The sequence below is a fragment of the Agromyces sp. NPDC055520 genome (genome assembly GCF_053619715.1).
Window position 1 is genome coordinate 1 of sequence record NZ_JBSHJY010000007.1, and the last position, 23,855, is coordinate 23,855.

19 protein-coding genes are annotated in these 23,855 nt (G+C 67.0%); 8 read left to right on the forward strand and 11 right to left on the reverse strand.

Translation table 11 applies throughout. The features are described 5' to 3' along the window. Positions 1-1,346, forward strand: a 1,346-nt coding sequence (locus tag ACWGST_RS05265) for a site-specific DNA-methyltransferase (RefSeq protein ID WP_452045602.1), incomplete at its 5' end; no start/stop codon positions are given. After that, on the forward strand, positions 1,343-4,273 hold the full coding sequence (locus ACWGST_RS05270; protein WP_452045603.1) for a DEAD/DEAH box helicase family protein: 2,931 nt from the start codon (positions 1,343-1,345) through the stop codon (positions 4,271-4,273). The genes ACWGST_RS05265 and ACWGST_RS05270, both read left to right, overlap by 4 nt. On the opposite strand, the gene ACWGST_RS05275 is transcribed toward ACWGST_RS05270, so the two are convergent. After that, the gene (locus tag ACWGST_RS05275) at positions 4,255-4,560 is read right to left on the reverse strand and encodes a hypothetical protein (protein WP_452045604.1); all 306 of its coding nucleotides are present in this window, start codon (positions 4,558-4,560) and stop codon (positions 4,255-4,257) included. The two genes, ACWGST_RS05270 and ACWGST_RS05275, sit on opposite strands and share 19 nt — an antisense overlap. A 37-nt stretch (positions 4,561-4,597) precedes the next feature. Between ACWGST_RS05275 and ACWGST_RS05280 the strand changes: the two genes are divergently transcribed. From ACWGST_RS05280 to ACWGST_RS05300, 5 genes are all read left to right on the forward strand, one after another. Then, positions 4,598-7,741 (forward strand): ATP-binding protein, encoded by a 3,144-nt coding sequence (locus tag ACWGST_RS05280; RefSeq protein WP_452045693.1) that lies wholly within the window; start codon positions 4,598-4,600, stop codon positions 7,739-7,741. 122 nt (positions 7,742-7,863) lie between these two features. After that, positions 7,864-8,658 (forward strand): alpha/beta hydrolase, encoded by a 795-nt coding sequence (locus ACWGST_RS05285; RefSeq protein WP_452045605.1) that lies wholly within the window; start codon positions 7,864-7,866, stop codon positions 8,656-8,658. A 14-nt stretch (positions 8,659-8,672) separates the two neighbouring features. Continuing rightward, a complete protein-coding gene (locus ACWGST_RS05290) occupies positions 8,673-10,349 on the forward strand; it encodes an FAD-dependent oxidoreductase (RefSeq protein WP_452045606.1) in 1,677 nt (558 codons plus the stop codon). Continuing rightward, on the forward strand, positions 10,346-10,987 hold the full coding sequence (locus ACWGST_RS05295) for a DNA-3-methyladenine glycosylase family protein (RefSeq protein WP_452045607.1): 642 nt from the start codon (positions 10,346-10,348) through the stop codon (positions 10,985-10,987). Before ACWGST_RS05290 ends, ACWGST_RS05295 begins: the two co-directional genes overlap by 4 nt. Before the next feature lie 280 nt (positions 10,988-11,267). Continuing rightward, complete coding sequence (locus ACWGST_RS05300) at positions 11,268-12,323, forward strand: zinc-dependent alcohol dehydrogenase family protein (protein WP_452045608.1); 1,056 nt, start codon at positions 11,268-11,270, stop codon at positions 12,321-12,323. A 34-nt stretch (positions 12,324-12,357) separates the two neighbouring features. Here ACWGST_RS05300 and ACWGST_RS05305 read toward each other — a convergent pair whose 3' ends face one another. From ACWGST_RS05305 to ACWGST_RS05315, 3 genes are all read right to left on the reverse strand, one after another. After that, positions 12,358-12,612, reverse strand: coding sequence for a DUF1918 domain-containing protein (locus tag ACWGST_RS05305; RefSeq protein WP_452045609.1), 255 nt, complete (start codon positions 12,610-12,612; stop codon positions 12,358-12,360). After that, a complete protein-coding gene (locus tag ACWGST_RS05310; protein ID WP_452045610.1) occupies positions 12,587-13,429 on the reverse strand; it encodes a universal stress protein in 843 nt (280 codons plus the stop codon). Before ACWGST_RS05310 ends, ACWGST_RS05305 begins: the two co-directional genes overlap by 26 nt. Positions 13,430-13,510: 81 nt before the next feature. Beyond that, entirely contained in the window at positions 13,511-14,530 is a 1,020-nt protein-coding gene (locus tag ACWGST_RS05315; protein ID WP_452045611.1) for a zinc-binding alcohol dehydrogenase family protein, read from the reverse strand. Between the two features lie 324 nt (positions 14,531-14,854). Here ACWGST_RS05315 and ACWGST_RS05320 point away from each other — a divergent pair, with 324 nt between their 5' ends. After that, a complete protein-coding gene (locus ACWGST_RS05320) occupies positions 14,855-15,169 on the forward strand; it encodes a TM2 domain-containing protein (protein ID WP_452045612.1) in 315 nt (104 codons plus the stop codon). Between the two features lie 51 nt (positions 15,170-15,220). On the opposite strand, the gene ACWGST_RS05325 is transcribed toward ACWGST_RS05320, so the two are convergent. From ACWGST_RS05325 to ACWGST_RS05355, 7 genes are all read right to left on the reverse strand, one after another. Further along, positions 15,221-18,058, reverse strand: a complete 2,838-nt coding sequence (locus tag ACWGST_RS05325; RefSeq protein WP_452045613.1) for a cation-translocating P-type ATPase — start codon at positions 18,056-18,058, stop codon at positions 15,221-15,223. Between the two features lie 76 nt (positions 18,059-18,134). Beyond that, the gene (locus ACWGST_RS05330) at positions 18,135-19,085 is read right to left on the reverse strand and encodes a 1-phosphofructokinase family hexose kinase (protein ID WP_452045614.1); all 951 of its coding nucleotides are present in this window, start codon (positions 19,083-19,085) and stop codon (positions 18,135-18,137) included. A gap of 227 nt (positions 19,086-19,312) precedes the next feature. Continuing rightward, positions 19,313-20,518: a sensor histidine kinase gene (locus ACWGST_RS05335; protein WP_452045615.1), complete on the reverse strand. Its 1,206-nt coding sequence runs from the start codon at positions 20,516-20,518 to the stop codon at positions 19,313-19,315. Next, the gene (locus ACWGST_RS05340; protein WP_452045616.1) at positions 20,515-21,183 is read right to left on the reverse strand and encodes a response regulator transcription factor; all 669 of its coding nucleotides are present in this window, start codon (positions 21,181-21,183) and stop codon (positions 20,515-20,517) included. The genes ACWGST_RS05335 and ACWGST_RS05340 overlap by 4 nt, the downstream gene beginning before the upstream one ends. After that, a complete protein-coding gene (locus ACWGST_RS05345; protein ID WP_452045617.1) occupies positions 21,180-21,962 on the reverse strand; it encodes an FAD:protein FMN transferase in 783 nt (260 codons plus the stop codon). Before ACWGST_RS05345 ends, ACWGST_RS05340 begins: the two co-directional genes overlap by 4 nt. Beyond that, entirely contained in the window at positions 21,959-22,384 is a 426-nt protein-coding gene (locus ACWGST_RS05350) for an FMN-binding protein (RefSeq protein ID WP_452045618.1), read from the reverse strand. Before ACWGST_RS05350 ends, ACWGST_RS05345 begins: the two co-directional genes overlap by 4 nt. A 47-nt stretch (positions 22,385-22,431) precedes the next feature. Then, positions 22,432-23,841, reverse strand: coding sequence for a ferredoxin reductase family protein (locus ACWGST_RS05355; protein ID WP_452045619.1), 1,410 nt, complete (start codon positions 23,839-23,841; stop codon positions 22,432-22,434). Positions 23,842-23,855: the final 14 nt, after the last annotated feature.

Below are 23,855 nucleotides of genomic sequence, written 5' to 3' on the forward strand. Positions count from 1 at the left end.
AACTCGCTCGGGTAAGGCTTAGGCACAGCAACATCCTTCCAGCCCGCCCCGAAGAGCAAGCCAACTCAGATGTCACCTACTCGTGCAGCAGACCCGTGTACTGGTACTCGAAGACTGATAAATGGATCTTCAACGACGACGCCATCCGTGAACAGCACTCGCAGAAGACGGTGGGCAACTTCAAGTCTGGCTTGGCTGGTTCGGGGTTTGTAGTCGACGACTACGCGCTCGATGCTGGAGGGAAGATCCCGGAGGACTGGTGGGTGATGGCGATCGCCGGCCGATATCCAATCGACGGAAAGAAGCGCGTCGGGTACGCGACGGAGAAGCCTTGGCCGCTCATCGAGCGGATCGTTAAGGGAAGCTCAAACCCGGATTCAATTGTCGCGGACTTCTTCGGTGGGTCGGGGATCACAGCCGCGGTAGCCGAGTCGCTCGGACGCACCTGGGTCACTACTGACCTCGGGAAACCGTCCACCATGATCATGCGCAAGCGTCTAATCGACTCGGACGCAAGGCCGTTCCTTTACCAGGCCATCGGCGACTATCAAGTCGAGCAAGCTCGTTCGACACTTGGGCGGAGCTTTCGCGTCGGCGACCTCTCGAAAGTCGTTCTCGATGTGTACGGCGCGCTGCCCCTCCCGCTTGAGGAGAACGTCAACAGCAGCCTTGGCAGGCTGCCCGGTACCAAGACGCTCGTTATGGTCGACAGCCCGGCGCGGCTCACGACGATCTCGACGCTGCGACGTGCACAGGGCCTCCGCGAGGTCAAGATGGGCGGCTTCGACAAAGTAACTGTCCTCGGCTGGAACTTCGCGGCCGGCATCGGCCAGGACATTGCCGACCTCAACGACGACAAGCTCGAGGTGCTCGTGATTCCACCGGATCTCCTCGACCGACTGAAGAAGAAGGGCGCTGACAAACTCGCGTCCGAAGTGCGCTTCTCGAGCCTCCAGTACCTCCAGGCCGAAGTGGTCACCCGGATTCAGGATGGTGATGGTGAGTCGCTGTCTGTCAGCTTGCAGAACTACATCCTGCTGTCTCCTGACGCCATCAATCTCGACGAGAAGAATAGAGCCGCGCTTCAGAACATCGCGAATACCGAACCACTCGCCCTTATCGAGTACTGGGCAGTTGACCCGGACTACGACGGTGAAATGTTCCGTTCCGTTTGGCAGGACTATCGCGGCAACACCGACAACGATGCAGATCCGCTGCGCGTCGTGACCACAGCCACGCTCGACCTTGCTCGACGTGACGGACCCCGGACGATCTGTATTCGCGCCGTTGACGTGTTCGGGTTCGAGTCCGAAGTGGTCATCCCGAACATCGAGGTGTCGGCATGAGCGGGTTCGCTGACTTCCCTCTTGCCAAGGGTCTGAGTGCGCTGCTCGCACCGCAGATCCCTGACCTAGTGACTGGTGACGGCGCTCCCATCCTCGAGCAGGTGACGCCCGTGACGGCCGAACTCCTTCGTTTCTGGTTCGAGCAGGACTACTGCGACACTCGTTTCCTCAACTTCCACGAGGGCCAGCGCCAGGCAATCCTCAACATCATCTACGCGCACGAAGTGCTCGGTACGACTCGACTTCGCGACCTTTACGAGGCCGTCGCGGGGGAGTACCTGCTACAGGGCGGAGTGCTCGGCGAGGTCACTCGTCAGCGTCATGACTACCCGAAGTACGCCGCGAAGATGGCGACCGGTACAGGCAAGACGTGGGTGCTCAACGCCCTACTGATCTGGCAGCACCTCAATAACGTCGCGAACCCCGGCGACCCGCGTTTCTCGAGCAACTTCCTGCTCGTTGCGCCCGGCCTCATTGTGTACGAACGTCTGCTCGATTCGTTCATGGGCAAGGAACACGACGGTGAGCGAGATTTCGCATCGAGCGACATCTACGCCCAGCGCAACCTGTTCGTTCCCGAGAATTACCGCACGAAGGTCTTCGCCTTCCTCCAGTCCTCTGTCGTGACCAAGACCGAGATCGGTCGCAAGGTCACGGGCTCCGGCATCATCGCCATCACCAACTGGCATCTTCTCGCTGGTCAGGAGGATCCTGACTTTCTCGATGATGAAGATGGCATCGATGCGCCCGGCGTGGAGATCAGCCCGAAGGAAGCGGTTCAGCGCATCTTCCCGCTCACGCCGGGTACGTCCGCCGGCAACGCGCTCGATACGCTCGACCGCCGCTATGCGCGCGGTGGCCCGCTCGAGGCGTTCAAAGACCTCCCGAGCCTAGTGGTCTTCAACGACGAAGCGCACCACATTCATGAGGTGAAAAAGTCCGAGGAGGTTACGGACGTCGAGTGGCAGAAGAGCCTCACGGAGATCGCGTCGACCAAGGGCACGCGCTTCATGCAGTTCGACTTTTCTGCAACGCCCTACAACGAGGTCGGATCAGGCAAGAACAAGAACAAGGCCTTCTTCCCGCACATCGTCGTCGACTTCGATCTCACCTCGGCGATGAAGGCTGGGCTTGTGAAGGCGCTCGCGCTCGACAAGCGCAAAGAGGTCGCCGCACTGCCGCTCGACTTCCGAGCCGAACGCGACGAGCAGAACGCGGTCACGGGGCTTTCAAACGGACAGCGCGTCATGCTGCGCGCCGGCCTGCGCAAGCTTCAGATCCTCGAGAGTCAGTTCAAGGATGCGGATGCGGGAAAACACCCGAAGCTACTGGTGATCTGTGAGGACACGACCGTGTCGCCGCACGTCGAGGAGTTCCTCAAGACGACCGGTCTCTCCGAGGACGACATCCTCCGAGTCGACTCTGGACGTAAGGCGGAGCTCGGCGCGAAGGACTGGGAGCCCGTCCGCGAGAAGCTGTTTGACGTCGACAAGCACAAGCAGCCGAAGGTCATCATCTCGGTTCTCATGCTCCGTGAGGGCTTTGACGTCAACAACATCTGCGTTATCGTGCCGCTGCGCTCCTCGCAGGCGTCAATCCTCTTGGAGCAGACGATTGGACGCGGCCTGCGCCTAATGTGGCGCGGCAACGATGCTATCGACGAACTCAAGGCCGAGACGCGCGAGCGCATCGCCAAGCGCATAGAGCCGAACAACTACTTCGACGTACTCTTCGTCGTTGAACACCCGGCCTTCTCGGACTTCTACGATGACCTGCTCAATGGCGGCCTGGCAGTCGAAGTTGGTGACGATGGAGAGACCAGCACCTCTGCGACAGGCGACCTTGAATTCGTCGATCTGCGTCCGGGCTATCAGGCGTATGACTTCGAGATCCCGATCATCATCCGCGACGCGGACGAGGAACTGCGCGAGCCGAGCATCAACCCGCTAACGCTCCCTATGAGTCGCTTCCCGCTCGACCTCATGCTCAAGCAGATCGGCAATGGAGATCGCTTCGTCTCCGAAGACCAGCAGACCGGCGCGCAGTTCGGCGACTACCGCGTCGATGGAGGGGTGCTCACTGCCACCGGATACAACGACTATCTGTCGCGGATGACCACCCGCGTCACAGAAGCGCTCGGCCGGAACATGACCACGTCAGCGAAGAAGTACCGCGAGATCAGTCAGTTCCCGATTCTCCAGTCTTATCGCCCGCTGCTCGTCGGCTGGATCGACACCTACATCCGCAAGCGCATGTTCGGCGAGACCTTCGACCCGCTCGAAGACGAGAACTGGCGCGTGCTGATGCTCGACGACGTGGCGCACGAGTTGGCAGGCACGTTCGCTACCCTGCTCGTCGAACTGCAGGAGAACCAGGAAGTCGACTCCGCGGTCGTCCATTACCGCAAGCTCTCTGACGTCGCGACGATCCCTGTCCGTGCGAGCTCGGCGGCCGAGGTCAACAAGTGCATCTACGAACGCCTGCCAATCCCGACGAAGAGCGGCGGCCTCGAACGCCTTTTCATCCATTGGGCCGACGCCGACTCTGCGGTCGAAGCACTCGCGAAGGTGCACGAGTACCGTCACGACTTCCTCCGCCGGCCTTACCTCAAGGCCGACGGCATGCCCGCGCAGTACTCGCCAGATTTCCTGGTGCGCACCGGCGACGACATTTATGTCGTCGAGACGAAGGCGCAGTCTGCTCTGAGCGACGAGAACGTCAAGCGCAAGCAGCGGGCTGCCCTCGCCTGGTGCGAGCAGATCAATGAGTTGTCTGAGGAGCAGCGTGACGGACGACTCTGGCATTACGTCCTACTGGGCGAGACCATCGTCAAGGACTGGAAGAAGAAGAACGCCCGTGCGAGCGAGCTGCTCGACTATGCACGTCTACGTCGCTCCAGCACTGCACGTCAGGAGAAGCTCATTTGACCTCGACAGCAGATCCTCGGGGTTCCATGTGGCGTCGGTGGGATCCGCATATCCACGCGCCCGGAACTGCGCTCAACAACCAGTTCGGCGCCGACGCGTGGGAGCCTTACCTCGATCTCCTCGAGAAGTCCGAACCACGGATCGAAGTGCTCGGGATCACTGACTACTACAGCATCGACGACTATGAGGTCGTCCTCGGACACAAAACAGCTGGTCGTCTGCCCGACGTTGGCCTTGTCTTCCCGAACGTTGAGCTTCGACTTCCCACCGCAACCGGTAGCGATCATCCCGTAAACATCCCGCCAGCAGGCCTATTTGCTCGGTGTGCTGCTGGCTCGCGGCGGCCGCCCGACCGGCGCCGATGAGCTCATCGAGCTGATCTGGGGTGAGGATGCCCCAGCGAGCGCTCTGAACGTCATCCACAAGTACGTCGGGTCGCTCCGCCGGATCCTCGAACCCGAACTGCTCCCTCGAGGAACAGGGTCATTCCTGCTGAGGCGAAGCAGCGGCTACCTGTGCACTGCCGGATCAGACATCCTCGACCTGGCGAAGTTCCGGCAGTCCACCGTCATCGCTCGGGCCGAACTGGCCGCAGGCGATCACGCCGCGGCCCTCGACTCCTACCTCGCGGCGGTGAGCCTCTGGAGTGGTCCCGCCGGCGACGGTTGGGCGCACGCGCCGGGCGCCGCGCCGATCTTCGCCGCGCTCAACGACGAGTACTTCCAGGCCTGCATCGAGGCAGCCGGAGTCGCGCAGTCGCTCGGCAAGCCCGAGCAGGTCCTTCCCGCACTGCACCTCGCCGCCGCGATGGCGCCGCTGCACGAGCCCGTGCAGGCCAGCCTCGTCACCGTTCTGGGGCGCGCGGGCCATCAGGCAGAGGCGCTGGCGGTGTTCGACGTCGTTCGCAGACGCCTCGCCGACGACCTCGGCATCGACCCGGGAGCGACACTGCAGGCCGCCCACCAGGGCGTGCTCGCCCAGACTTGGTCGACTCGCACCGCACCCGCCGGCCCGCCGGCTCACCCGCCCGCCGACGCAGTTGCGCGCCGGCCGGCCGACTCGGCCGCGAGCTCGGGCGAGGATGTCGCGACCCATTCCTCCTCGACGGCTCCCCGAGTGGCAACGGCGCCCAGTGCCACCGACCGGCTCGTCGGCCGGGCCGACGAAATGGCGGCACTGGGTCGCGCTGTCGAGCCGGCCCTCCTCGGCGGAACGGCGGTCGTGCTCGTCGAGGGCGAGCCCGGAGCCGGCAAGAGCAGGCTGCTCGCCGAATCGGCCCATCACGCCGCAGCACGCGGCGCCCTTGTCGTCTGGGGTCACTGCCTCGAGGGCGAGGGCACGCCGACGATGTGGCCGTGGGTCGAGGTGGTGACCAGCCTGCTCGACGCGCTGCCCTCATCCCGCCGCGAGACGTGGCTGGCGCGCGATATCGGCCGTTTCGTGGGCGTACATCGTGACGAGGCATCCGCAGCGCCCGACGGCAATGCCCGGTTCCGCCTTCTCGAACAGCTCGTCGAGCTGATGGCCGAGTCGGCGACCGAACGGCCCGTCGTGCTGATGATCGACGACCTGCAGTGGGCCGAGGCGACCGCGTTGCAGCTCCTCGACGCCGTCATCGCTCGACTGCCCGACCGCACCGCCATCGTGGGGGCACTGCGCAATCGGGGTCCGACACCCGGCGTCGAGCTGGTCCGAACGCTGGCCACGGCCAGTCGCGCCACTGGCCACAGGAGGGTCCTCGTCAGCCCCCTGAACACGACGGAGGTCGCCGAGCTCGTGCACGTGCAGAGCGGCGTCGTCCCCACCGCCGATGCGGTGAAGCTGATCCACGAACGCACCGCCGGCAACCCGTTCTTCGTGCAGGAGCTGGGGCGACTGCTGGCAGACAGCCTCGGTTCGACGGAGTCCGTGCTGGCAGCCGGCGTGCCGGGTACTGTTCGCGACGTGGTTCGCGATCGGCTCGCCGTGCTCGACGACCACACCCGATCGCTCCTCGAGGTCGCGGCCCTGATCGGCCGCGACGTCGAGCTGATCCTGCTCGCCGAGGCGGCATCGTCAGACGTGGCCCCCTGCCTCGAGCGACTCGAACCCGTTCGCGCACTGGGCTTCATCGGCCCCGTGCCCGAAGACCCATTCTCGTACCGCTATACGCACGACCTTGTGCGCCAAGCGGTCTCGGAATCCGTCTCTCCCGGTCGGGCCGCAGCTATCCACGGCCGCATCGCCGATGCGATCGACGTGGTCGGCATCCGAGACGAATCCGCGTCCGAGCGACTGGCCCACCACCTGTGGACGGCGGGTCCCGTGACCGACCCGGCCCGAACCGTCGCAGCCCTTGTCGCCGCCGGCGAGCGGGCGACCGCGAAGACGTCGCTCGAGGCGGCCGAGCGCCACTTCGGTTCAGCGGTCGAGCTGGCACGCAGATCGTCTCTCATCGAACCCGAACTCGCCGCGATCTCGCAGCTGATCGCGGTCGTCGGAATGCGCTCGATGTATGGCATCGCTTCCGTCAGCCTGCTCGAGCGGGCAGAAGAGCTCGCGCGCCGTCTCGGACGGGAGCGCGAAGCCGCCGGCTTCCTGTTCTCGCGATGGACCGCGCACGGCCAGGCCCTCGAGCTCGACCGAAGCACGCCACTCGTCAACGACCTCGACCGGCTCGCGTCGACCTCGGACGACCCCGTCGTGCGCACCTACGGAAGGACGGCCGCGGGAATCCACCAGTGGTGCGTCGGGAACATCGGCGAGTCATTCCGCAGGCTGGACGCCATCAGCTCCGACCTCCTTCCGGAAACCAGCGCCCACGAAGGCGACCCGGTCCACGACGGCGTGCAACTGATGGCGGCCGGCATGTTCGCCGAGATCGCGGGCTACCATGGAGAAACGGCACGAGCGCGAGCAGTGTTCGCCAGGCTCACGACGGCGGCGGGCGAGGATCCGTACGCCGTCACCGTTGCGACCTCGTTCGAGGCCCGAACCGCCGCGGTCGTCGGCGATGCACTCACGGCGCTGCATGCGGCGGAACGCGGCATCGCAGCCGACCCGGAGTTCTCCTTCACCTCCCTCGGAACGTATCTGAGGTTGGCCAGGTGCTGGGCGTTGGCCATGACCGGGCAAGACCCTGAGGCCGCCGCAGACGAAGCCGAGCAATTGATTCGCGCCAACCTCACCAGCCCGGTACGCACCTGCGTGTCCACCTGGTTCGCACTCCTGGGCGAGATGCGACTGGCAGCAGGGTCGCTGGAGGCGGCCGCGGGCGCGATCGAACAGGCAGAGGAATGCCTCGAGCGCCACGGACAGCGCTCCTCCGAAGGACTCGTGATCCTCCTTCGCGCGCAGCTGACCAGCGCCGCGGGCGACGGCCGAGCCGCCATCCGTGAGGCCGAGCGAGCGCGCGCTCTCTCCACCGAGCGGGAAGCACACCTCTTCGCCCGCCGCGCCGAGCGATTCCTCGCCGAACTGCAGCGCTGAACGGGCACCGCCCGCGCGATCCACGATCTCTTCACTGTCACTCCACTGCGTCCTCATAGCTTCAGAACCAGGAGCACAGCCGGGATCAGCCCACGCTGGCCCGCCATCCGGAGGTCGAAATCATGCCAAGATCCGTCGTCTTCATCCATGGCCTGTGGATCCACTCGGTCTCCTGGCGTCCCTGGCAGGACCTGTTCGAGGAGCGGGGATACCGCACGCTTGCGCCGGGCTGGCCGGGCGAGGCCGATACCGTCTCCGCCACCCGCGCCGACCCCGAACGCGTGGCCGGCCCCGGCGTGGACGCGATCACCGATGCCTACGCGCAGGTGCTCAGCGAGCTGCCCGAACCGCCGATCGTGATCGGGCACTCCTTCGGGGGCCTGATCGCCGAGAAGCTGATGGACCGGGGCCTGGCCGCCGGTGCGGTGTGCATCTCGCCCGCGCCGATCAAGGGCGTCCGAGCCGTACCGTTCAGCCTGCTGCGTTCGAGCTTCCCGGTTCTGAAGAGCCCGGGCAACAAGCGCAAGTCGGTGACCCTGACGCCGGACCAGTTCGCGTACGCGTTCGGCAACGCGCTCCCCGCAGAGGAGACCGCGGACCTGTTCCGTGACCTCACGATCCCATCCCCGGGTCGACCGCTCTTCGAGGCATCCTCCGCGAACCTCCACAAGAGTTCGCCCACCGCGGTCGACCTGCACCGCGAGCGCGGCCCGGTCCTGCTGATCGCCGCGGGAAAGGACCACACGGTGCCGGCGGTCGTGGTGCGCGGCGCTCGCGACCTCTACGCCGACACGCCGTCGACCACCGACCTCCGTGCATACGAAGACCGGGGTCACAGCGCTCCGTTCGATCACGGATGGCGTGAGCTCGCCGAGGACTCCCTCGTCTGGCTCGAGAACCAGGGGCTGAAGCCATGACCGAGGGGCATCGGATGCCTCGCGCCGAGCGTCTCGAGATCGAGCCCGGGCCTGCTCGAAGCGATGACTACCGGCTCGACCCGGATCAGCTGGCCCGACTGGCCGAGTACGGGTACCGCGAACAGGTTCGGCCGGGCCAGGTCCTCTCCCGAACGGGAGATCGCCGGTACGACCTGTTCCTCGTCGAGTCGGGGTCCATCGACGTGATCTGCGATGCCAACTCCGTTCGCCCCGAGCGGACCATCTCCACCAGGGGCGCGGGCGATTTCACGGGCGAGCTCGGCATGCTCACCGGCCAGCTCGTCTTCTTGACCCTCCGCGTTCAAGAGCCGGGAGTCGTCGTGCGCATCGGCCAGGACGGGTTCCGCGCGGCCATGAACGAGCAGGCCGACATCGCGGATGTGCTGCTGGCGGCCTTCGGGCAGCGTCGACGTGTGATCCTCGACATGGTGAGCAGCGTCGCGGAGATCGTCGGGGCATTCGACTGCGCCGACAACCGAGCCCTGCGCACCTACGCGGCCCGGCAGCAGCTGCCGCATACAGCGGTCGACGCGGATTCCATCGCCGGACAGGCGCTCCTGTCGGCTCACGGGCTGACCACGGCCGACCTGCCGGTGGTGCTCGTCGCAGATCAGGTGCTGAGGCGCGCCACGCCGCACGACCTCGCAGGCGCCGTGGGGTTCACCTACGCCCCCGGCGGCAACGACGTGGATCTCGTGGTGATCGGAGCAGGCCCAGCGGGGCTCGCGGCCGCGGTGTACGCCGCCTCCGAAGGACTCGTGACGGTGCTGTTCGACACGATCGGCGCCGGCGGGCAGGCGGCGACCAGCTCGAGGATCGAGAACTACCTCGGCTTCCCCCGCGGCGTGAGCGGAGACGAGCTGGCGCAGAGCGCCTCGATGCAGGCGCTGAAGTTCGGCGCGCAGCTCTACACGCCCTGCGAAGTCGTCGGACTCAGCCCGTCGGGGCCGGCCGAATCGACGGTGACACTTCGGGACGGCGCTCAGCTCAGGGCACGCGCGGCGATCATCGCGACCGGTGCCCACTACCGCCGGCTGAACGTGCCCCGTCGCGACCACTTCGAACGACTCGGGCAGATCAGGTACTCGGCGACCGAACTCGATGCGCGCGATTGCCGATCCCAGCCGGTCACTGTCGTCGGAGGGGCCAACTCGGCCGGTCAAGCAGCCCTCTTCCTAGCCTCGCGAGGGTCCCGCGTCGACCTGGTGGTGCGTGGAGCCGGCATCGACGCGAGCATGTCCGCGTACCTCGCCCGGCGCATCGAAGCCCAACCTCTGGTGCGCCTGTGGGTGCAGACCGAGGTCATGGAATTGATCGGCGCCGACACGCTCGAGGCGGTGGTGCTCCGAGGTGGGAATGGGGCCCCCGAGCGGCGCGAGAGCGCCATCGTCTTCTGCCTCATCGGCGCCGTTCCCGACACCGGCTGGCTGGTCGACGTCGCTCGGGACGACGACGGGTTCATCCTCACCGACACGCAGCTCGCGGCGCAGGAGCCGGCCGCGGCGACCGCGGGCGACCTGTTGCCATTCCAGACCAGCGCCGGCCGCGTCTTCGCCGTGGGTGACGTGCGAGCAGGATCGATGAAGCGGGTGGCCTCCGCCGTCGGCGAGGGCGCCGGCGCCGTGGCATCCGTTCACAAGCTGCTGGCCCGGGACCGGGTGCCGCGATGATCACGAACCTCCCGGCCGACAGCGCGGCGTACGCCGACCTGATGTCGTCCGATCCCGTGTTCGAAACGCTCGTGCGCCGAGTCGGTACCCCGAACCCGTTCGAGTTTCCCGACGGTGGACGCACGGCGAACAACCCGTTCGCCGGCATGGCGCTACATGTTCTGGCGCAGCAGATCTCGGTGAGCGTCGCGCTCGTGCTGTACGACCGACTCACCGCCGCGATCGGTGGAACCCCGACCGCGGAACGCCTGCTGCTCCTCGACGTCGATCAGATGCGGGACCTGGGCACCTCGCGCGCCAAGGCGAGCTACCTTCGAGAGCTCGCCTGGCAGGTGCACACCGGAGCGCTGGACTTCGAGCGCGTGAACGAGATGCCGGACGCCGAGGCGATCACTGTGCTGACACGCGTGAAGGGCATCGGCCCGTGGAGTGCGGAGATGTTCCTCATCCACCAGCTGAAGCGGCCCGACGTGCTGCCCGCCGGCGACCTCGGGATCCGCCGGGCCATCAGGCACGCCTTCGCCCTCGACGACACGCCGACCCTCGACGACGTGCGACGACGCGGTAAGGCTTGGGCGCCGAACCGCACGTACGCCGCAGCCCTGCTCTGGGGGTCGATGCGCGCGTGGCCGGAGTGAGCGAGGAGCGGCGCGGCGGTGCGTTATCCAAGCTTTGTTCCGGGGGACATCTTGCGACATTCCGGACTCGGTTCGCCCCTCGGGGGTGACATCCCGTGTGGTGGTGGGGTTTCCGGCAGGGTCCCCGGCGCCGTAGACGTAGGTGAGCCATCGTGCGATGGTCAGTGAGAACTGTCAGGGGGCAGTTGGTGTGGCGGCGTAGGTCGAAGGTCCCGTTGCCCCCTCATCGTGACGCGGACGATGGGTATTCAGACCAGTGCGGGAATCCAGCGGAGGAATCATGAAGGCAGCGGTGTATCACGGACCGGGTTCGATCACCTGGCAGGAGGTGCCTGCGCCTCAGATTCAGAAGCCCACGGACGCGATCGTCAAGATGGAGACGACGACCATCTGCGGGACGGATCTGCACATCCTCAAGGGAGACGTACCCACTGTTGAGGCCGGACGCATCCTCGGCCACGAAGGTGTCGGCGTCGTCACCGAGGTCGGCGAGGCTGTGACAGAGATCACGGTCGGAGATCGCGTCATCGTCTCGTGCATCTCGGCCTGCGGGAAGTGCGGGTACTGCCTCGAGGGCATGTACTCTCACTGCCTCGCTGACGAGGGGGCACCGGGGATCGGCTGGATCCTCGGACACCTCATCGACGGTACGCAAGCAGAGTACGTACGAGTACCCTTCGCCGAGACCTCGCTCCACAGGATGCCGGAGGGGGTCGTAGCCGAGGAGGCTGCGATGATCAGCGACATCCTGCCCACGGGGCATGAGATCGGCATCAGGTACGGCGCGGTCAAGCCCGGCGATGTCGTCGCGGTCATCGGCGCCGGCCCGGTCGGGCTCGCCGCGATGACGACAGCCGCCCTCTACGGACCGAGCCGCGTCATCGCGATCGACATCGACGCCAACCGGGTCGAGCAGGCGAAGCGCTTCGGCGCAAGCGACGGTGTCGTCTCATCGGACTCGGACTGGAAGGAGCAGGTTGTCGCCCTCACGGATGGTCTCGGCGTGGATGTCGCCATCGAGGCTGTCGGCGTGCCCGCGACCTGGGACATGTCGCTGGCCATCGTGCGGCCGGGCGGCCACGTCGCCAACGTCGGCGTACACGGCAAGCCGGTGAGCTTCCCGCTCGAGACGGCGTGGATCCAGAACCTGACGATCACTACCGGACTCGTCAACACGAACACGTCGCGCATGCTCATCAAGCTGCTCGCGCAGAGACGACTCGACGTCGGCGGCTTCATCAGCCACCGCTTCGCGCTCGAGGACATCATCGATGCCTACGACACCTTCGGCCGCGCGGCGGAGACGAAGGCGCTCAAGGTCATCCTCACGGCATGAGTGTACGGAACAGTGCGCCTCGGGCGCGCCCCGATCATCTGCTCTCGTCGCGATGCTCGAAGTGCCGCACTGTGGCGTCGGGCCCTGGGAAGATGAGTGATTCATGGCCATTGTCTGACCACCGCACCACGTACGGCGGGGCACCACTCCGACCTCGGATCTCAAGGATCTCGCCCTCGCGCACGCTGCCCTCCAGCTGGGGACTGCGAACGATCAGCTCGTCTCCGATGGTGGCAAACACGCTCGGCTCCCTCTCGAGCTGCTCATTCCGACAGCTCCGGCTCCGCATGCTGCCCGCCCACAGGCGGCACCACGACGGTCGCGCAGCGCGCGTTGGTGACCAGCGCGTGGCTGACTGATCCGAGGAACATCCTCCGCACCGCGCTCAGACGGCGGGAACCGACGAACACCGTCGCGCGCTCCTGCGCCCGCTTCAGCAGCGCTCGCGCCGTCGGGCCGGATTCGACGTGCGTCACGACGGTGAGGTCGGGGTGCTCGGCGAGCGCCGGTGCGAGGGCACGGTCGAGAATCTCGGCGTCCTCCGCCACATCGTGCGTCCGAACGCCCACGTGCACCGCGTGCAGCGTGTCGCCGCGCGCGTCGGCGTAGTCAGCCGCCAGCCGGCAGAGCCGCTCGGCCGGGGCGTCGTGATCGACCGCGACCATCACGCCGGACCTGAGGAGGGAATCACCGATCGGAACGATGGCGACGGGCCCGTCCGCCAAGCCGGCCAGTCGCGCGCCCAAGCGCGAACTGTGCGAGTACTCCTCCGTGTGAGCGTTTTCGGCCCCGACCACGACGAGGACGTCGCCGCGCGCTCGGTCTGCGAGGACTTCACCGGCCTCACCGAGTATGGCGACGGCTTCGATGTCGAGCAACGGATGCTCCGTGGCTGCACGTCTCGCCCGCGCAGCGACGTTCGCCCTGGCCGTCGCGAAGGCTTCGTCCACGTCTCTCCCTTCGGTGACGGAATCCACATCCACGGCGTGCAGGAGGATGAGCCGCCGCATCCCGACCGGCTGCAATTCGGCTCGGTCGATCGCCCACTCGAGTGCCGTCTCCGCCGTGCTGCTGCCATCCCAGCCGACCACTGTCGTCTCGTGCATCTCATCCTCCAGTTTCTCAGTGGCTACAGCCTTGCGCCTCTGGATGCCGGAGACGAGGCAGAAGGTCCCGTGGATCGCGCGTCACCGGGCGTCCGGTTCCTGGACCACGAGGACGAGCGACCCGCGTGCTCGGCCCTGTCGGATGTCGTCGATAGCAGAGTCCAGTGCTTCGAACGGCACCGTCGTCGCGCTCGGGCGCAACCCCAGGTTCGCGGCGAGATCGAGGAGCCGGCGCCCGTCGTCCCGGGTGTTCGCCGTCACCGTGCGCAGGTCTCGTTCCCGGAAGAGGGAGGCGTCGTACGACATCGATGGGATGTCCGACATCTCGATCCCGGCGAGCACCACCGTGCCGCCGCTGCGGGTCGCTGCGAGCGCGACGGGAACGAGCCCGCCGGCCGGAGCGAAGACGATGGCCGAGTCGAGCGATTTCGGCGGCGGAGCGGCTTCCTCGCCGACGAACTCCGCTCCGAGTTCCTGTGCGAGTGCGCGGTTCTGTTCGCCCCGCGTCATCACGGCGACGGTGGCTCCCGCGGCCATCGCGATCTGGGCGACGAGGTGTGCGCTGGAGCCGAACCCGTAGAGGCCGAGCCGGCCGCCCGGTGGGAGGTTCGCCCGGCTGAGGGCCCGGAATCCGATGATACCCGCGCACAGCAACGGTGCGGTCGCGACCGGGTCGGCGTCAGCCGCCAGGTGATAGACGAACGCGGCCGGCGCGGCGAGCATGTCGGAGAATCCGCCGTCGGCGTCCCAGCCGGTGTACTCCGACCGGGGGCACAGGTTCTCCGAGCCCGATCGGCACCAGCGGCAGACGCCGCAGGTACCGCGCAGCCATGCCACGCCCACGAGATCCCCGATTGCGACGTCCGCGACCTCGGCGCCGAGCTCCGTGACGCGGCCGACGATCTGATGGCCGGGTGTGACGCCGGGCCGATGCACCGGAATCTCCTGGTCGATCACGTGCAGGTCGGTGCGGCAGATTCCACAGGCGATGACCCGAACGACCACTTCGCCACGAGCCGGAACCGGAACCGGCGCATCGACGAGTTCGAGGGTGCCCGCGGACGTTCCTGTTCGCCATGCGCGGATGCTGTCCACAGCCATCTCCTGTCGTTCGATTCGTCGCCCGATCTCGGCCGATCCGGCGTCTTCCCGACCATCGATCTGCACAGCACGAGCGCGGGCATGTCGATCACCTTCCGTGATGCAGTCTCTGGTGCGCGACGCGTGCCAAGTAGGGCGAAGGTCCCACGGTCCGGGCGCCGGGCCGCGGGACCTTCGACCCGACAGACATCAGTGCCCGACTGCAGAGTGAAGGGGTCGAAGGAGGCTCACATGTCCACGTTTCCACCTGCTGCATCGGGTTCCCCGGGTACATTTCCGGCCCAGGCGAGCGGCCCGTCCGACAGATCCTTCGTCGCAACCTGGATGTTCTCGTGGCTGCTGGGATTCCTCGGTGTCGACCGCTTCTATCTCGGCAAGGTCGGCACGGGCATCCTGAAGCTCCTGACGGTCGGGGGATTCGGGATCTGGTGGCTCATCGATCTGATCCTGACCCTCGCCGGCGTGCAGCGCGACAAGGAGGGGCGCCTGCTCCCCGACTTCGAACAGCACAAGATGATCGCCTGGATCATCACCGCGGCCGGGTTCGGGCTCTGGATCCTGACGACGGCGATCTCGCGGGTATTCGTGTACATCCCTGAGCAGTTCGGCCCGATGATGCCCTGGTGGCAGGGCGGGTGAGCGACCGGGTCCGCAGGCACGGACCTCCAGAAGCGGCTGCAGCACGAGGGCTCAGGGCGCACGGGCGGATCGACGACGCACCAGCAGACGGATGCCGCCCTTCCTGAGTTCGTCGACCCACAACACGAGCGATGCCATGCTGACGCACACCACCCAATGAGCCAGGTCCAGGGCCGCAGTCCCGAAGGCGACCTGCAACGGGGGGAACGACACGACAGCGACCTGCAGCACCACCCCGAGGCTGACGGCTCCCCACAACCACGGATTCGTGAAGAGCCCACGGAAGGCGCTCGACCTCGCCGATCGAGCGTTGAAGGCGCTGAACAGTCCGGCGAAGACGAGGGTCGTGAATCCGGCGGTCCGCGCCACCTCGAATGAGTCGGTCCCACCGGGGATCTGCCCGCCGGGGAGGAAGGCGTCCATCGTCGCCAACGTCGCGACCGCGATGACGAGCCCCGTCGTCGCGATGCCGAACCACATCGTCGGGTCGATCACTCGTTCGTCGGGGTCGCGAGGCGGCCGTGCCATGACGTCGTCGATCTCGGGGTCGACGCCCATCGCCATGGCAGGAGCCGCGTCCGTGACGAGGTTGATCCAGAGGATCTGCGTCGCAAGCAGTGGCAGGACGACGGCTTCGTCGCTCGCTTCCGAGAACCCCAGCACGCCGGCGAAGACGACACCGAGGAAGACCGTGAGAACCTCGCCCATGTTCGAGTACAGAAGATAGCGGAGGAACTTGCGGATGTTGTCGAAGATCGCGCGACCTTCTCGCACCGCAACCACGATGGTCGTGAAGTCGTCATCGGCGAGCACCATGTCTGCCGCCTCCTTCGTCACCTCCGTTCCAGTGATGCCCATGGCGATCCCGATGTCAGCCGACCTCAGCGCCGGAGCGTCGTTGACACCGTCTCCGGTCATCGCGACGACCAGGCCCTCGGCTTGGAGCGCGTCGACGATCCGCAGCTTGTGCTCCGGCGCGACGCGGGCGAAGACCGAAGCCGTTCGTACCGCGCTGCGAAGCTGCGGCTCGTCCATGCCGTCCAGACGGGCGCCGGGAAGCACGATGCCGTCATCGCCCATGATCCCGAGATCGCGGGCGATGCGGGCAGCCGTGGCAGGGTGATCGCCGGTGATCATGATGACGCGGATTCCAGCAGCCTGCGCCGCCGCGATCGAAGGTCGCACCCCCGGCCGAGGCGGGTCGATGATGCCTACCACGCCGGCGTAGACGAGGTCCTCTTCGGCGTTCTCATCGAACGCGTCCGCGGGCGTACCTGCTGCAAGTTCGGGTGCCGGTCGATACGCCACCGCGAGCGTGCGGAACGCCTCCTCCGAGAGGGTTTCGACGTCGGCGAGCGCACGCTCCCGCCGAACGGCGTCCATCGGCACGATGTCGGCTCCCACCTGGAGCCGCGTGCAGTGCTGGAGCAGCACGTCGGGCGCACCCTTGCTCAGCACCACGAGGTCGCCGTTCTCGTGGCGGTGGGCGGTGGACATCATCTTGCGTTCGGAGCTGAACGGCATCTCCGCGACGCGGCTCCACCGCGCCGTCTCCTCGACGGTGCCCTCGAGCTTGCGGGCCGCGACGAGGAACGCGGCCTCTGTCGGGTCGCCCTCGATCACCCAGCCCGCACCGTGCTCCGCGAGCCGGGCGTCGTTCACGAGCGAGCCACCGGCAAGTACGAGGCGGACCTCCTCCATGAGGGCGCCGTCACCGAGCTCGTGGCCTCGACTCGTGGCGGTGCCGATCGGCGTATACCCGGCGCCGCTCAGCTGAACCGTTCCCGACGCCGTGACGACCCGCTGGACGGTCATCTCGTTCGTCGTCAGGGTGCCGGTCTTGTCGGTGCAGATGATGGATGCCGCACCGAGCGTCTCGACGCTCGAAAGGGTCTTCACCACGGCATTGCGGCGCGCCATCCGCTGCACTCCGAGTGCGAGCACGAGCGACAGGATCGCCGGCAGCCCCTCAGGCACGGCGGCTACCGCCAAGGACACTCCGAGAAGGAGCACGGTGACGACGTCCGCGGGGTCCTGCACACCCTGCACGACGAGGATGGCGGCCACGACGACGATCGCGATGGCGACGACGATCCGGCTGAGGACGCGGCCGAGTCGCCCGACATCCCTCTGCAGCGGCGTGGGCTCTTGGACCGTCTCGTCGAGCATCGTCGCGATGGCGCCCATCCGGGTGTCCATCCCCGTCGCGGTCACGACCGCACGACCGGTGCCACGGGTCACGGCGGTGCCCTGGTGGACCATGTTCGTTCGGTCCGACAGGCCGACATCGGCGGAGAGGGTGCCGGTCGCCTTGTCGACCGGCTCGCTCTCGCCGGTGAGGGCGGCCTCTGCGACCCGGAGGGATGCTGTGCGAAACAGCCGGGCGTCTGCCGCCACCGTATCGCCCTCGGCAAGCGAGAGGACGTCGCCGGGCACGAGGTCGACGCTCGGGATGGTGCGGAGCCGACCCGCCCGGAGCGCCGTGCAGTGCGGCTGCGTCATGACGCTGAGGGCGGCCACAGCCCGCTCCGCACGCGACTCCTGCACGATCCCGAGCACAGCGTTCAGCGCGATGATCGCGAGGATCACAACGGCATCGGTCGGCAGGCCCACGGCGCCTTCAACGCCCCAGGCGATGATCGAGACCACGACGGCCGCGAAGAGCAGTCCGATCAACGGATCCGCCACCTGGCTCATGATCCGGCGCCACATCGATGGCCGTCTCGCTTCGCGCAGCCGGTTCGGTCCGTACCGTTCGCGTCGGCGTGCGGCCTCGGCGTCATCGAGACCGTGTTCGGGGTCGACGTTCAAGCTCGCGGCGACGGCGGTGGCATCCAGCCGGTGGGCATCGGCCAACGCGGATGGCAGATCACGACCGAGCGTGGTCATCTCTCGACCCCCTGGACACACCATACGCCGCCGGCGCGAATCAGACACCTGATCCACGTGGTCATGGGTGCCGTACTCAGACCTCGCGTCGCTCCCGTTCGAGTCGTTCCTCGAGCCGGGCGACGTCGTCGGAATGGCAGAGTTCCGTCCCCGGCATCATCGCGGTCGCGCTTCCAGCGGCGACCGCCGCTCGAAAGGCGCTCTCGATCGAGCGGCCTTCGGCGAGGCGCAGGACGAACGCGCCGAGGAACGCGTCTCCGGCGCCGACGGCGCTGACCACGTCGATATCGGGCGCTGGCAGGCGATACACACCGGCCGCGTGGACGAGGACCGCTCCGGCGGCGCCCAACGTCAGAGCCACGACCTCCGCGCGACCATCGTCGACGATGGCGCGAGCTGCCGCGAGCTGTTCCTCAGGCCCCAGCTCCTGGCTGGAGCCGGTGAGCGCGGCGAGCTCATCCGCGCTCGGCTTGACCAGGAACACACCTTCGGCGAGCGCTGCTTCGAGCGGCGGTCCTGCAGCGTCGACGACGGTTCGCACCCCTCGGGCCGCACAGAATCGTGCGAGCGTCGCGTACAACTCGACGGGAACTCCGGGCGGGAGGCTCCCACTGGCGACGAGGTATCCGCCCTCGGGGAGATGATCGGCGACGGCAGCGACGCACGCACGCCATTCCGGCTCATGCAGGGTCGGCCCTTGCAGGACGAACCGATACTGCTTCCCTGTCGACGTTTCGGAGACAGTGAAGCTCTCACGCGTGTTTCCGGCGATCGTGATCACGCGTCCGACGACGCCGGCCTCCTCGGCGAATCCGCGATATGCATGGCCGGTCGGTCCACCGAGTGGGTAGACAGCGAGCGCATTCCCGCCCAGATTCCGGATCGTTCGGGCTACATTCACGCCTCCGCCACCCGGATCGAAGCGGCTTTCAGCGCATCGCAGCTTGTGCTCCGGCACGACGTGCTCCACGGACGTCGACACATCGAGCGCGGGGTTCATGGTCAGCGTGACGATCGGTGCGTGCATGGTTCGCCTCCAACGGGAGGGCGGGGAGTCGCACGGGGGTCGATACCCCGGCGTCGAACTCCCGCTTCCGGCCACGTACAGGCTCCCATCGAGAATGGAGCGGCGCAAGACGATGGTCACGCGGGCGTTGTGCAAGCGGTCCGCCGTGCATATCGTGGAGCGCCGAAGCCGAAGCCGAAGCCGAAGCCGAAGCCGTGCGACGGCCCGAGGTATTTCGGACCCGGTGGCTAGGCCAGCGGGAGCCGCACTCGGATCGCCGCCCCTGGTCTGCTGTCGAGGATCTCGACGTCGCCGCCGTAGCGGGCGGCGACATCGGCGACCAGCGCGAGTCCGAGCCCGTAGTGCCGCTGCGCCGCCGGATGCGCACCACCGCTGCGGGCGCTTGCGAAGCGTTCGAATGCGCGTTCGCGCACATCGTCGGGGAAGCCGGGTCCATCGTCGCGGACGACGACGATCACGAAGCGGCGGTCGGCCTCGACGCTCACGTTGATCTCGGATGACGCATGATCGATCGCGTTGGCGATGAGTGCGGCGAACAGGCGCTTCAGAGCTGCGCGTGAGGCCACGACTTCGATGAGGTCACCGGCTTCGGGAACAATGAGGTCGATGGACCTCGACGCCGCCTGCGTTGCAAACGACGCCGCAGCTTCACGAGCGCAGCCGATGACGTCGACGACGTCGCTGGATTCGGGTTCGCGCGGATCGCTTGCGATCAGCAGGTCATCAAGGGTGTCGGTGAGGTCGTGGGCGTCCTGCACGATCTCGTCGAGCCCGCTTCGCAGTGGATCTTCGCCGCTGTCGTGTACACGACGGCGGAGCAGCTGGGCCCTGGTGCTGAGCAGTGTCAGCGGCGTGCGGAGTTCATGGCTCGCGTCAGCGACGAAGCGACGTTGCATGGCCAGTGCGTCCGAGAGCGGCCGGATGGCGCGGCGCGCCATCCAGACGGCGCCGATGGCTCCGATCCCGAGCGCAGCGACGCCTGACGCGATGAGTGCCCACATGAGGCGCGCGAGTTCCTCCTGCGACTCCGCCCTACTGACCGCCACCTGCACGACGTGTCCGCGATCGGCGGTGGTCAGCACTCGGTAGGTCGTTTCGCCTGCGCTCACGTCGCCGCGCACTTCGTTTCCAGTCTCGGCGGCTTCCGAGATCGCATCGGCATCGGGGAGGCCGTTGGGGAGTTCTCGGGAGCCGACAGCGGCACCGCCGGGGGTGTCGACGATCGTGATCCATACGCCTGAAGGAAGGTCGTGCGGGGAGTCGACGCGCGCGGCATCGCCGAGGGTGTGGTCCAGGGACTCCGTGGTGCTGCTGCTCACCAGCGAGTACAGCAGCGTCCCGATCAGCAGAAAGAGCACGGCGATGAGCGCGGTGAACTGCAGGGCGAGTCGGCGAACGGCGATGCGGAGTTCGTCATCGTCTCGAGTGCTCATGACATGATTCCGATGCGGTAGCCGATGCCTCGCACAGTGATCACGACAGAGCGCCCGAGCTTCTTTCGGAGATAGTGCACGTAGGTGTCCACGACGCCGAGGTCATCAGCATCGGGGAACACGGCGTCGAGGAGTGCGGAGCGCTCGAAAACCTGGTTGGGACGTCCGGCGAGCTTCGCGAGCAGATCGTTCTCGCGTTCCGAGAGCAGCACGGCCCCGGCATTGTCGAGGGTGACGAGCCGACTCATGGCGTCGAGGCGGCCGCCGGGGATTCGTAGGAACGAAGTGTTCGGCACCTGGCGGCGCCGAAGGGCCCGGAGGCGGGCGAGCAGCTCGGCGATGTCGAAGGGCTTCGACAGGTAGTCCTCGGCACCCCGATCCAGACCCTCGACGCGGTCGGCAGGGTTGCCGAGGGCCGAGAGGATGAGGGCGGGCGTGTCCACGCCGGCAGCCCGGAGCTTCTCGAGCACGTCCAACCCCTCCATCACCGGCAGTCCGCGATCGAGGAGCAGTAGGTCGAATGAGGACGTGAGCCCCTCATGAAGGGCACGCTGCCCGTCACGGGCGATGGTCACGGAGTAGCCCTCTCCCTCGAGCAGTTCTTCGAGCATGCCGGCCAGTCGACCGTCGTCTTCGACGAGGAGGATCCGTGCGCTGGGCCTCATGTTCGCAGTCTAGGCACGGTGGCCGTGATCTGCTGGCGAAGCCGGGGAGTCACCTCGAGGGCCCCATGGACGTCGACGGTCAGCACATCGATATCCCAATGCTCGGTCGCCTCGTCGCGCAACGGGCGTCCGCCGGAGAGGATCGCGGTGGCGAGCACGTCGGCGGTCACGATGTCGGCTGCGAGCACGGTGACCTGGCGGAAGTCGAACGGACCGCTCCGCCACACGTGCTCGCCGCGCTCGGTGGTCCCGGAGGTGGCGAGGGCGGGCAGGCGTGCATCGAGCTGTACCGCGCACAGTAGGGAGGAGCGGTCGTCGGGATCGATGATGCCGGCGGTCCAGCAGTCGTCGGCATCGTGCCGCCCTATGGCGACGCCGTCGCCACCCACGGAGATCAGAGCATCCGTCGTGTCGGACCGGGTGATGAGCTCAGCGGCGGCTTGGATCGCGTGGGCCTTGACGATTCCCGACAGGTCGATGGGCCCGGGCCCGGGTTCGCCTCCAGGGCGATGCGGATCGAACGCGCCGCGGGTCGCGGCACGCCAGTCGATCGCCGCGGCGTACGCATCGAGGAACGGAGCGCTCGCGTCGGTGAGGGCGAGTTCGCCTCGAGCGATTCGCGAGATCTCGGAGTCGTGTCGGAAGAGACTGAAGCGGTCCTCGATGCTCTCGAATCTCTCGCGTACGGCTTCGAGGACGCCGTCTGCGGGCGGCCCCGCTGCGAACGCCATGCTCGCCACAGTGCCCATGGTCTCGAAGGCGTGCCGGAAGCCGCTCATAGTCCGGCCTGATCGATCGCCGATTGGAGAGAGGAGAGGTACGCCTCGCTCGTGTACGTGGCGCCCGACACCATCTGGACCGACGCCGACTGCGCCGACAGCACCTCCTGGCGCAGCACCGGAGCTGCACGGTTGCTGATCTGGACCGAACGGCCGTCGCTGTCCGTCAGGTGAAGGGGGGTCACGTCGCTGATGGTCCCGTCGGTGACCGTGACCGACACCTGCACGTCGCCGTAGCGGGTCGACTCGAGCGCGCCCGTGTATGTTCCGGAGCTCCCGGTCGTCGCGGCCGGAGGGGACGTGGTCGCGCCCGACGACGATCCGCCCGTCGTGCCGGTCGAATCCTCCGAAGGCGACGTTGCGCTCGCCAGGATCGGCGGTGTCCCAGAATGGGTCTGCACTCCGAGCTGCCAGGTGATCACCAGGACTGCCGACGCCGACAAGAGGCACGCCGCTATGGCTCTTCTTCTCACCAGTCGAACCTCTCCAAATGGATCTGCCCGTCAGGCAGACCGGCCTCCTTCGCATCCCTGACGACCAGATCGGACCAGGCCCGCGGCCCGCAGACGTAGAGGTCGGAGCTTGCGAGGTCGGGGAAGGTGCTCGAGAGTGTCACGCCGCGCTCGTAGTCGTCGCTCGCCATCCACGTGTCCACGCCGAGCGGACGCGGGCCGACCATCGAGTAGACGTTGCTCCCGGACGCCTGAGCGAGAGCGATCGTCTCGTCCCACAGATACTTCTGGCCGTCGTCGGATCCGCGCAACAGCACCGTCGCCTCGTTCGGCACCAGAGTCGAGTGCTCCAGGAGGGCCCGCGCGGGGGTGATTCCGATTCCGGCTGCGATGATCGCCAGGTGCGGCGCGGTGCGTGTGACATCCGTGAAGGTGCCGTACGGACCTTCGATGGAGACGATCGTGCCCGGACTCAGCCGGGTCAGTCGCTCAGTGCCAGAGCCGAGTGCGCGCACCGTGATGCGGGCAGTGTCGGCGGTCGGTACCGCCGAGAAGGAGATCGGGTGGGCGTGCCACCACGTGTCTGCACTCCAGAACCTCCAGATGGCGTACTGGCCCCCTCTGATACGCAACCGATCGAGGCTGCGACCCGTCAGGGTGACGGAGACGACGCCGGGAGCGATCGATTCGACGCCGGCCACACGGATGCCGTGGCGGAATGAGCGAGTGATCGGAACGGCGAAGCGGAACCACGCGATGGCACCGAAGGCGGCGACGAACAGGGCGATCCAATAGCCGCGCTGCCACGCGCCCTCGGCGAGTATCCCGCCGACACTCAGCTCGTGCGGGATCGCGACGAGCACGGCCGCATAGCTGAGCAGATGGATGGCGTGCCACGTCTCGTACGGCAGTCGGCGGCGCACGGCCACGAGCGAGCTGACCACGACGACGATGAGCAGGCCCAGTCCGCCGTAGGCGATTGCCATGTCAGGGGTCGTGAAGATGGTGGCCGTCTCGGCGATCACGTTCTGGCCGTCGGCAAGCGCCCACCCGATGGTGAGGAGCGCGAAGTGCGCGAGCAACAGGTACAACGCCGGCTTCCCGAGGCGCCGGTGGAAGGCCATCGCGACATCCTGACCGACGGCCCGGTCGATCAGGGGGATACGTGCGGCGATGAGCAGCATCACCAGGACGAGGTCGGTACCGATGAGTCCGCTCACGATTCCGACGGCGGTGATGAAGGATGTTGCGTCCGTCACCGTCGAAAGGCCTCCGGACGCGAGGTAGAGGCCGACCGCCATCGCGATGGAGGTCCAGAACGCCATCTGCAAGAGGTCGGTCGAACGCAGGCGCCGACGAGTGCGGATCCGGCGCACGCGTTCGAGTTGCGGTGGTCGATCGGTCGTCTTGCGTGTCGCGGGGATCATCATCTCTCCTTCCT

Excerpts from the sequence above, each read along its gene's own strand:
- ACWGST_RS05270 (WP_452045603.1), top strand. The coding sequence starts at position 1,343 with ATGAGCGGGTTCGCTGACTTCCCTCTTGCCAAGGGTCTGAGTGCGCTG.
- ACWGST_RS05355 (WP_452045619.1), bottom strand. The coding sequence starts at position 23,841 with ATGATCCCCGCGACACGCAAGACGACCGATCGACCACCGCAACTCGAA.
- ACWGST_RS05275 (WP_452045604.1), bottom strand. The coding sequence starts at position 4,560 with ATGATCGCTACCGGTTGCGGTGGGAAGTCGAAGCTCAACGTTCGGGAA.
- ACWGST_RS05325 (WP_452045613.1), bottom strand. The coding sequence starts at position 18,058 with ATGACCACGCTCGGTCGTGATCTGCCATCCGCGTTGGCCGATGCCCAC.
- ACWGST_RS05310 (WP_452045610.1), bottom strand. The coding sequence starts at position 13,429 with ATGCACGAGACGACAGTGGTCGGCTGGGATGGCAGCAGCACGGCGGAG.
- ACWGST_RS05295 (WP_452045607.1), top strand. The coding sequence starts at position 10,346 with ATGATCACGAACCTCCCGGCCGACAGCGCGGCGTACGCCGACCTGATG.
- ACWGST_RS05340 (WP_452045616.1), bottom strand. The coding sequence starts at position 21,183 with ATGAGGCCCAGCGCACGGATCCTCCTCGTCGAAGACGACGGTCGACTG.
- ACWGST_RS05315 (WP_452045611.1), bottom strand. The coding sequence starts at position 14,530 with ATGGCTGTGGACAGCATCCGCGCATGGCGAACAGGAACGTCCGCGGGC.
- ACWGST_RS05330 (WP_452045614.1), bottom strand. The coding sequence starts at position 19,085 with ATGCACGCACCGATCGTCACGCTGACCATGAACCCCGCGCTCGATGTG.
- ACWGST_RS05345 (WP_452045617.1), bottom strand. The coding sequence starts at position 21,962 with ATGAGCGGCTTCCGGCACGCCTTCGAGACCATGGGCACTGTGGCGAGC.
- ACWGST_RS05320 (WP_452045612.1), top strand. The coding sequence starts at position 14,855 with ATGTTCTCGTGGCTGCTGGGATTCCTCGGTGTCGACCGCTTCTATCTC.
- ACWGST_RS05305 (WP_452045609.1), bottom strand. The coding sequence starts at position 12,612 with ATGCGGAGCCGGAGCTGTCGGAATGAGCAGCTCGAGAGGGAGCCGAGC.
- ACWGST_RS05300 (WP_452045608.1), top strand. The coding sequence starts at position 11,268 with ATGAAGGCAGCGGTGTATCACGGACCGGGTTCGATCACCTGGCAGGAG.
- ACWGST_RS05285 (WP_452045605.1), top strand. The coding sequence starts at position 7,864 with ATGCCAAGATCCGTCGTCTTCATCCATGGCCTGTGGATCCACTCGGTC.
- ACWGST_RS05335 (WP_452045615.1), bottom strand. The coding sequence starts at position 20,518 with ATGAGCACTCGAGACGATGACGAACTCCGCATCGCCGTTCGCCGACTC.
- ACWGST_RS05290 (WP_452045606.1), top strand. The coding sequence starts at position 8,673 with ATGCCTCGCGCCGAGCGTCTCGAGATCGAGCCCGGGCCTGCTCGAAGC.